Source organism: Williamwhitmania sp., assembly GCA_035529935.1.
Taxonomy (GTDB): Bacteria; Bacteroidota; Bacteroidia; order Bacteroidales; family Williamwhitmaniaceae; genus Williamwhitmania.
This window is the reverse complement of the sequence record DATKVT010000128.1, coordinates 1-9,523: the sequence shown is the minus strand read 5'-3', so window position 1 is coordinate 9,523 and position 9,523 is coordinate 1. Positions and strand designations below refer to the sequence as shown.

The 9,523-nt window shown below is 44.8% G+C and carries 8 protein-coding genes; 4 read left to right on the top strand and 4 right to left on the bottom strand.

What is annotated here, in order from left to right; genetic code table 11:
• Nucleotides 1–179 precede the first annotated feature (179 nt).
• Nucleotides 180–980 carry a hypothetical protein gene (locus tag VMW01_09980; protein ID HUW06581.1) on the top strand — a complete coding sequence of 267 codons (801 nt, stop codon included), beginning with the start codon at nucleotides 180–182 and terminating at the stop codon, nucleotides 978–980.
• Between the two features lie 123 nt (nucleotides 981–1,103).
• On the opposite strand, the gene VMW01_09975 is transcribed toward VMW01_09980, so the two are convergent.
• The 4 genes from VMW01_09975 to VMW01_09960 form a co-directional block, all read right to left on the bottom strand.
• Nucleotides 1,104–1,547, bottom strand: a complete 444-nt coding sequence (locus VMW01_09975) for a GNAT family N-acetyltransferase (protein ID HUW06580.1) — start codon at nucleotides 1,545–1,547, stop codon at nucleotides 1,104–1,106.
• An 11-nt stretch (nucleotides 1,548–1,558) separates the two neighbouring features.
• Nucleotides 1,559–2,977, bottom strand: coding sequence for an NfeD family protein (locus tag VMW01_09970; protein ID HUW06579.1), 1,419 nt, complete (start codon nucleotides 2,975–2,977; stop codon nucleotides 1,559–1,561).
• A gap of 21 nt (nucleotides 2,978–2,998) precedes the next feature.
• Entirely contained in the window at nucleotides 2,999–3,949 is a 951-nt protein-coding gene (gene corA / locus VMW01_09965; protein ID HUW06578.1) for a magnesium/cobalt transporter CorA, read from the bottom strand.
• Between the two features lie 62 nt (nucleotides 3,950–4,011).
• Complete coding sequence (locus VMW01_09960; GenBank protein ID HUW06577.1) at nucleotides 4,012–4,782, bottom strand: menaquinone biosynthesis protein; 771 nt, start codon at nucleotides 4,780–4,782, stop codon at nucleotides 4,012–4,014.
• Nucleotides 4,783–4,961: 179 nt separating this feature from the next.
• Between VMW01_09960 and purB the strand changes: the two genes are divergently transcribed.
• The 3 genes from purB to VMW01_09945 all read left to right on the top strand — a co-directional run.
• Nucleotides 4,962–6,305 carry an adenylosuccinate lyase gene (gene purB, locus VMW01_09955; protein HUW06576.1) on the top strand — a complete coding sequence of 448 codons (1,344 nt, stop codon included), beginning with the start codon at nucleotides 4,962–4,964 and terminating at the stop codon, nucleotides 6,303–6,305.
• 249 nt (nucleotides 6,306–6,554) lie between these two features.
• The gene (locus VMW01_09950; GenBank protein HUW06575.1) at nucleotides 6,555–8,369 is read left to right on the top strand and encodes an ABC transporter ATP-binding protein; all 1,815 of its coding nucleotides are present in this window, start codon (nucleotides 6,555–6,557) and stop codon (nucleotides 8,367–8,369) included.
• A 145-nt stretch (nucleotides 8,370–8,514) separates the two neighbouring features.
• Nucleotides 8,515–9,523 (top strand): glycosyltransferase family 39 protein (locus VMW01_09945; GenBank protein HUW06574.1); only part of this gene is annotated, 1,009 nt, incomplete at its 3' end.

Below are 9,523 nucleotides of genomic sequence, written 5' to 3'. Positions count from 1 at the left end.
GCGGGGGTCGCCAGCTTTAGACGCTCAAATTAAATTTGTTTTCTGAGGAGGTGCCTTTTACGCAACAAGAATACTGCCCGTGTTTATTGGTGTGCAGAGTCAAAAACCTGTTATTCTAAATTTAGTCGGACAGTAGTGATAAGATATATGGTTATAGGTTTACAAATGGTAAATATTATGTGTCTAAAAATATAGATATAGACAATAAACCGGTTCGATTATTCTTGGAATATTTAGTTCATGGAAGACTTGATATTTATTTTTACTTAGATGACTCACAGCAGAGTCACTATTTTGCTGCAAAAGATTCGCTACCAATTGAGGAGTTGAAATATTCCAAGAAAATTGAATATGTTGACGGGAAGCTGATGCAAAATGAATCAAAAGGTTATGTTGGGCTATTAACATATTATACATTTGATTGTCAACCGATTGTAAAGGAGATCCCGAAATTAGATAAGCTTAATAAACAAAAGATTATAGATTTTGCTGAGAAATACCAGAAATTAACATGTCAGGATGAAAAATGCATTATCTATGAAAAAAGAATTCCACGAAAAATAAAGTTGATTGTATCAGGAGGAGTCGTTGGTTATTTCCCAAATGTTGATGATCCAGAGTCAAGCAACGCTCTAATACAAACATATGGATTCGATATACTTTTTCAGCAATCAGAAAAAAGCGAAAAGGTTTATCTGGGAATTGGATTGCACAGTCCTAATAAAATTGGTACGGATATATCATCAAAGGTTGAGATACCATTTTCTGTCAATTACATTAATCCAAAAATGGGACTTAGTCCAATAATATCATACGTCTTTGATTTAGGTTCAGGTTTTGCAGCACAATCGTTAAATTTTGGGTTGAATTATCAGAAGAAGAATAATTCAATATTTTTAACAGCTGGTTTTAAAACATTCGCTATCATAAAACCATTAGGTGCATCTCTTAATTTTGGAATTATTTTTGATTTAAGATAATTGGGGTAATAACCGATTGACTACTTGCTTTTGTACCTCATTAATTCAGTAGTAGGCATAAACGCATCATAAATGATGCACACCGCTAACCCTTATAACTAATTTGCTTGTAAGCCTCTTACCTTAAATATCCAACCCCTCATAATCTCTAATAATGTAAACGTCGTAGTCACCGAGGTAGGTGAAGCCCAGCTTGGTGTATAGGGCTATGGCGTTGGCGTTGTCGCGGTGCACCTCCAACTTAATTTGGTAGCCCTTATACTTGGCAAAGGCAAGGCTGGCCCGGGCCAATTTTTTTCCCAATCCAGTACGCTGCAACCGTGGCAAGATTCCAAAATGGTGGAGGCCAATCCGTCGTCCGTCAAAGGTCATCCACGAGGTGCCCACAATCTCCTGCGATGCGGTATCCTCAATTACCAGCATTTTGCCGCCCAACTCCAATGTGTTGGCAATCACCTTATCGTTGTCGCCCCGGTGAGCACCACCCAACCCTGTTGCCTGCCACAGGGTGAGCACACCCCGGTAGTCGTTTGGCCTGTAGTCTCTAATGGTAAATTGCGTTTCCATGGTCTAGTATTTTATGGTTTGGTAACGTAGAGCTGTCCCGCAAGATTTTTCTTAACCACCACCGTTTCGCCCTTTGGCGTGAATCCGTCTGTGGAAACGGCATCATAAACTTCCCCATCAATTTCAACCTTGCCCGAGGGTCGTAGCACCGATACGGCTACTCCTGTTTTTCCGACCATATCTTTTTGGCTAAGGTCCACGCCAACAAATCCTTCCTGCTCGGTCAATCGGGCATGTAATGCCAGACGGTAGAGTGGTGAGCGTTTGTTGCCAAATAGGTTTTTGCTTAGAAAGAGCACCATTACCAGTGAGAGGAACATGCTCACGGAGACAATTACCACCGGTTGCACAATGGGGCCTGCAGGAATTGGCCCCTGCTGCTTAAAGAGGTTGTTGTCTATCATGCTCAGGGTAAGCCCAAGAAAGGTGAGCACAATACCGGTAATGCCTACAATACCAAAACCAGGAATGGCAAACACCTCTATGGCAATAAGCACAAGACCAACTAGAAACAGAATGATCTCCCAGTTTTCGGCAAGTCCATCGAGGTAGAGCGGGGCAAAGTAAACTGCTGCCGCAATAATGGCCAGAATAATGGGAAAGCCAATGCCTGGCGTTTGCAGCTCGAAGTAGATGCCGGCAAAGATGAGGATGATAAGAATGCCTTGCACAACCGGGTTCAGCAGCCAGCCCATAATGCTGTCCAGCCCGGTGATACGCTGCTCGTGAATTTCGTAGTTGGTAACACCACCCATGGCTAGCACCTCGCTTACCGACTCAGCCTCGCCCTCGCAGTAGTGGTTCTTTATGGCCTCCAACGTTGTAAAGGTAAGCACCTTGGTGGAATCGATAATGCCGGGGATTACCGTTCGTGGGTCCACCATGGCCTCTGCAATCAGCGGGTCGCGATGCCAAAGGAAGGTGGTATCCTTACCGGAGATTAGGGTGTCCTTGCCGTGCGATTCGGCCGTGGCGCGCATCATAGCGCGCATAAACGATTGATACTTGTCGGGGAGTGCTTCTCCCGTTTGGTTTACCACAGTGGCAGCACCAATGCTTGCTCCCTTGCGCATGTATATTCTGCTCGCAGCAATGGAGATGAGTGCTCCAGCTGAGGCTGCCTGGTTATCGATGAACACCCACACGGGGATGGGACTGTTCAGAATTTTGGTTCGGATGGAGTCGGCCGAGTTGAGCATTCCACCATATGTATTCATTCGAATGAGCACCAGCTTGGCGTGCAGCTCTTCAGCCTCCCTAAATCCACTTTGCACCATGCGCCATGCAGCAGGGTCAATTTCACTCAGAATATTGATCTGGTAAACCAGCTGTTTTGCATGTCGTGTGGTATCGGTAGCTTGTGCCCTAGCCCCTGTGAGAGTGGTGATGGCAACAAGCAGCGAAAATGTTAAGTGAAGCAGTGTTTTCATGGTGTGTCCTGGTGGTGTTAGTTAAAGCCACTTCCTACGGCGGAATAGGTATAGAGTAAGTAGTGATGAAAATATCATGAGGCCAATGGCAAACGGATAACCGGCTGTCCACTGGAGCTCCGGAATTGTTTTAAAGTTCATGCCATAAACGCTGGCTATGAGGGTTGGCGGCATAAACACCACCGATGCCACGGTGAATATCTTAATAATCTTATTCTGCTCAATGTTGATTAACCCAAGGAAAGTGTTCTGCAAGTACTCCAAACGCTCGAAGCTAAAGTCGGTGTGGTTAATCAGCGAGCTTACGTCCTTGAGCATAATGGAGAGCTTTGGGTAGATGTCGGAAGGGAACCGCTCGCTCTTCATAATGCCCGATAGCACCCTTTGCTTGTCGATAATGTTCTCGCGGATGACCATGGTGTTTTCCTGTAACTGATTGATCGTGAGGATGATCTCCTCGTCGATATCGGTGTTGAGCGATAGCCGCTTGCTCACCTGTGAAATTTCTCGCGCAATGCTCTCCACCATGTCAGCATCGAGGTCGATTCGAGTTTCGAGCAGTGCAACAAGAATATGAAATCCGGAGGGATAGGCCTTGTAGTTAATCTGAAATTTTCGGGTCGATTCGTCGAATACTCGCAGCTCGGCGTTACGCATGGAAACTAGAATGCCATCTTTTAGAATAAAAGAAACAGGCTCGTAAGTGAAGGTATCCTCCTCCTGAATCAGGAAGTTGGAGTTGGCAATCACCAAGTTCTCCGTTTCGGAGTAGCGCGATGAGCTCTCAATTTCTTCAGCCTTTTGTCGGGAGGTGAGGTTAGTTCCCAAAAACGATTCCAGCGCCTTCTTTTCCTTAAGGCTTGGATTGATTAGGTCGATCCAAAGAATCTCCTCTGGGTCTATCTCATCGAAAACCTTTACATCCGCCTCAAGGATTATCTTTTTAAGTGCTTTGTAGTATATGGCAATCATACAGGCTTCGAAATTTGGACGTTAATCAATTTGGCTAATTAAAGAAAAGGAAATATTGAAGTTTAGTTGGGCACGGTCTCCATTTGAGCATGCAACTTTTGAAATAGCTTCATCGACTCCATTTTCTCGTTGTCGAAAATGTAGCTTATATTTTCGGTGAGGTAACGTCGTGTATCCTGTGGTGTAAGAATTCCCTTAGGGTTGCCAATGAGTACAGCCTCGTCGAGGTGGTTAACGCCATACTTAAGTGCATCGTTGAATAGCGCCATAAAATCGCTGGGAAGCTTTCGGTTCGAAACCCAGGCCGCCAGAACAAATGGTAGCCCAGTAAATTTTCGCCACTCATGGGCCATGTCGATCTTACAGCCCAAGCTTGCTTCTAACCCCAGCACATTGTCGCCCAACAGAATGGCTCCTTCACCAGCGCGAAGCTGAAGCGCTGTTTCAATCCTTTCCAATGGTTTCAACTCAGGCGCAATTCGCCAGGAGTGCTGGCTAAGCACCCGTGCAGCCGTGATTGAGGTTCGGGAGTTCATATCGAGGTATAGCGTCGATAGGTTGCTTAACGAGCCATTCATGGCGAGCACAAAGGAGCGAATCTCCTGCAGCGCAGCAATACAGTACCGGCTAGCCACTTCACCTCCAATGATGTCAGGAATCAACACAACTGGGATAAGGGCTAAATCGACCTCACCGGAGTTGAGCATTTTGGCGCAGTTTGATGGACTGTCGACTATTAGCTCAATTGATTCTTTAACAGAATGGTGCTGGAGACCAAAAAGAAATGGGATGGTGTTGATATAGGAAACGGCAGCTACTCTAACTTTTGCCATACTATGCCAGTAAATAAATTTCTAGAGACAACAATTCACACTACGAAGGTAACAAAAACCAGCTTAAGATGGCTAACCAATTTTAAAATAACGGTATGTTTTCGACGAGTGAGTTGTAATTCTATGGGTAAAAAACTCTTGCATTTATTACCTTTGCAACATCAACTAAAATGCAACTCATGGAAAATTTCTCTTTGGCAGCCATATCTCCCATCGATGGGAGATATCGAAGCAAGGTGGAGGAGTGCGCCCGCTACTTCTCGGAGGAGGCCATTATACGCTACCGGGTTCATGTGGAGGTGGAGTATTTTATCGCTTTGTGTGAAATACCTCTTCCTCAGCTGAAGGGGATGGAAGAGGATACCATTGGCAAGTTGCGTGAAATATACCTGCACTTCAATTCCGACGATGCACGCCGTGTAAAGGAGATAGAGTCTGTTACTAACCACGATGTGAAGGCGGTGGAGTATTTTGTAAAGGAGCGTATGGACGCCCTAAAGCTCGGCGGGGTGAAGGAGTTTGTTCATTTTGGACTTACTTCTCAGGACATTAACAACACGGCTTTCCCTCAGGCGCTAAAGGAGTTTGCCCACGAGGTTTACTATCCGCAGATCGAAGGCATGCTCGATAAGCTGAATCAGCTGGTGGAGGAGTGGAAGGATGTTCCCATGCTTGCCCGTACACATGGACAACCAGCCTCCCCAACTCGTCTTGGAAAAGAACTGTCGGTATTTGTGGAGCGCATCGGCAAGCAGCTAAACCTGCTGCGCGATGTTCCCTGCTCGGCAAAGTTTGGCGGTGCCACCGGTAACTTTAACGCACACGTGGTAGCCTTTCCCTACATCGACTGGGTGAACTTTGCCAACCATTTTGTGAACCAGACGCTGGAACTCGACCGCTCTCAAATAACCACGCAGATTGAGCATTACGACAACCTTGCCGCTATCTTTGACAATTTTAAGCGCATTAACACCATTCTCATAGATCTTTCTCGCGACATGTGGCAGTATATTTCCATGGACTACTTCAAGCAGAAGATTGTTCTGGGGGAGGTGGGCTCATCGGCCATGCCGCACAAGGTTAATCCCATCGACTTTGAGAATGCAGAGGGGAATTTAGGGATGGCCAACGCCATTTTTGAGCACCTGAGCGCTAAGTTGCCGGTTTCGCGCATGCAGCGCGATCTTACAGACTCCACCGTGCTGCGGAACATGGGAGTACCGGCCGCTCATTCCGTTCTGGCGTTTAAGTCGCTGATGAAGGGTCTCGACAAGCTTATCCTAAATCAAGCAGCTATTAATGCCGACCTCGAAAATAACTGGATTGTGGTGGCAGAGGGAATTCAAACCATTCTGAGGAGGGAGGGTGTGCCCAATCCCTACGAGATGCTGAAGGAGCTTACACGAACCAACAAGAAGGTTACAGCCGAAACATTTCAGCAGTTTATTGCTGGCCTGCCTGTTGCAGAGGAGGTTAAGCAGGAACTGTTGGCCATTACGCCCTATACCTATACGGGAGTCTAGTAATAATTTGAACATATAACCCCAGTATTACCTAAATTTACTGGGGTTTCTTGTGATTATTAGTCTCTTTCTGTGCTAATACTCACTTGTTTTTTTACTTTTGCTTTCTGTAACATGGGTTTTTTATGCAGGCTGGCGGCATCCTCACCGAATGAAACCATTGCACATTACTATTATTTTGTGCCCTTGGTAGGCGAAGAAATTGGTGCTGTTGGACTGAGATTTTGAACAATATTTAATTGAATACGAATGAAAAAATTTGGTAAAATATTTCGATATCTGGTTCCATATAAATGGACAGTCACCTCAATCATTGGCTTTAACATTCTGGCGGCAATTTTTTCGCTATTTACGTTTACCATGGTTATCCCTTTTTTAAGTGTGCTATTCAATCAGGTTCCTCCTGTAACCAACTCGGTGCCTCTTACCCTTTCATACGAGTCAATTTCACACAACTTTAACTACCTTGTTAGTATAATTAAGGTGCAGCATGGAATTACCGATGCGCTCCTGTTTATGTGCGTATTGGTAGTTGTAATGACTTTTCTAAAAAATTTCTTTACTTACCTATCGCTATATTTCTTATCTCCTTTTAGAAATGGTGTGGTAAAGGATATTCGCAACCAGATGTATGCCAAGATACTTTCTCTGCCGCTTGGATACTACTCAGAAGAGCGAAAGGGTGATATTATTTCCAAAATCACCAACGATGTAAACGAGTTAGAAGTGAGCATTATGCGCTCCATGGAGATGTTCTTCCGCGACCCTATTCTTGTAATTGTTTACCTAATTGGGCTTGTAACCATGAGCCCCAGACTTACACTTTTTGTATTTATTCTGTTACCATTGTCCGGATTAATGATCGGGCGAATTGGTAAGAATCTTCGAAAAAATTCCTTCAAGGGACAACGTCGTTTGGGATTTTTGTTAGCCATTTTAGAGGAGACGCTTTCGGGCTTAAGGATTATCAAAGCTTTTAATGCTGAGGAAAAGATGGTTCGGCGTTTTGAAAGCACCAACTCTTTTTATACTCGCATACTAGTTAAAGTAAATCGTCGTCGCGACTTGGCTTCACCGTTGAGTGAATTCTTGGGAGTGTCGGTGGTTGTTATTCTTATGTGGTATGGAGGAAGGTTGGTGCTATCGGGGCAGAGCGCTCTTGCAGCACCAACCTTGATTGGTTATATAATCCTCTTCTCTCAGATTATTACCCCGGTAAAATCATTTAGCCAAGCTTACTACAATGTTCTTAAGGGGCTTGCCTCAGCCGATAGGATAGATGTCGTTTTGGAAGCGGAGAATCCAATAAAGGAGAAGGAAGATGCCATTGACATGCTAGAGTTTAAGGAAAAGATTGAGTATCGCAACGTGAGCTTTAAGTACGAAAACGACCTTGTGCTGAAGAATGTCAACCTTACCATTCATAAAGGGCAGACAGTGGCTTTGGTGGGCCAATCAGGCTCTGGCAAGAGCACATTCGTAGATATGCTTCCCCGCTTCTACGATGTTGATCAGGGTGATATTTTAATCGATGGTGTTAGCATCAAGGATATTAAAATTAAGAGTCTGCGTGCGTTGATGGGAAACGTAAACCAAGAATCCATCCTTTTCAACGATACCTTTTATAATAACATTGCATTTGGTGTTCCTGGCGCCTCCATTGATTCGGTGATTCAGGCGGCTAAAGTTGCCAACGCGCACGAGTTTATTCAGGCTACCCACAACGACTATTACTCCAATATTGGAGATAGGGGTGGGAAACTTTCTGGTGGGCAGCGCCAGCGCGTAAGTATCGCTCGGGCCATTCTCAAGAATCCCCCAATCATGATTCTCGACGAGGCCACCTCGGCACTGGATACCGAATCCGAAAGGCTAGTGCAGGAGGCGCTCGAAAATCTGATGAAGAATAGGACATCCATTGTAATTGCGCATAGGTTGTCGACAGTGAAGAGTGCCGACCTCATTTGTGTGCTGCAGGATGGTGAGATTGTGGAGCAGGGCAAGCACGATGAGCTGCTGACTAAAGGTGGCATATATTCGAAGTTGTATAACATGCAGCACTAGTTCTTAGAATTACTAGGTTGTTGTTGAATATTGCGTCTGTTGGTAATGTGTGGATTGGAGATTACTGTGCTTTTGTCACTGTAAACGAGGATTTTCGAAGTAGGGGATTACCATTTTACTGAATTGAAAACTAAAAAATAGGATGATGAAATTCTTTAAAAAGCTTTGGGATTCCAATCCACTCCATGTTATTCTGATTGGTGCTTTCCTCATACGGTTGCTTGCAGCCATTTTTTCACAGGGGTATGGAATGCACGACGACCATTTTTTGGTGCTAGAAGCGTCACAGTCGTGGGTGGATGGTACCGATTACAACGACTGGTTACCCAAGAGCCAGGTGAACCCGGTTCCGTCGGGCCACAGCTTTTTTTACGTAGGAATTCACTATCTCATACTTTCTGCCTTTAAGGCGGCTAGCATTCATAACCCCAAGGTTATGGCATTCCTGATTCGGTTGCTGCACGCCCTATTTTCGCTCATTGTGGTTGCCTTTGGCTACAAAATTGCCGATAGGATGGGTGGTAGAAAGGCTGCCATTCAGGTCGGGCTCGCTCTATCATTCCTTTGGTTTATGCCCATGCTCTCCGTCAGGAATTTGGTGGAGATGGTTTGCATTCCCTTTTTAATGATGGGGGTGTACATGGTGTATGTTGCACTTGAGGAGTCTCGGTCGTACAAGTATTTTTTATTCGCAGGATCGGTCATTGGTTTAGCCTTTTCTATCCGTTTCCAAACAGCCATCTTTATAGGAGGTATTGGTCTGGTAATCCTTTTCCGAAAAAAGTTTTGGGAGGCGATAGTTTTTGGTGTGGGGGTGTTGATCTCCATATTCATGATACAGGGAGTAGTAGACATGTTTGTTTGGGGACGTCCCTTTGCCGAGCTGATGGAGTATATTCGCTACAACCTAGCTCATAAAACTGATTATGGCACAGACAACCCCTATATGTATGCTTCCATTATTATTGGGGTATTACTTCCACCTCTGGGTTGGCTTTGGATTGTTGGTTTCTTTAGAAGTTGGAAAAAGACGTTAATTATTGTTTTGCCAACGCTGCTATTCACCGCGTTTCATTCCTATTTTCCCAATAAGCAGGAGAGGTTCATCTTCCCAGTATTGCCCTTCTTTGTCACGGCCGGTATTATAGGCTGGT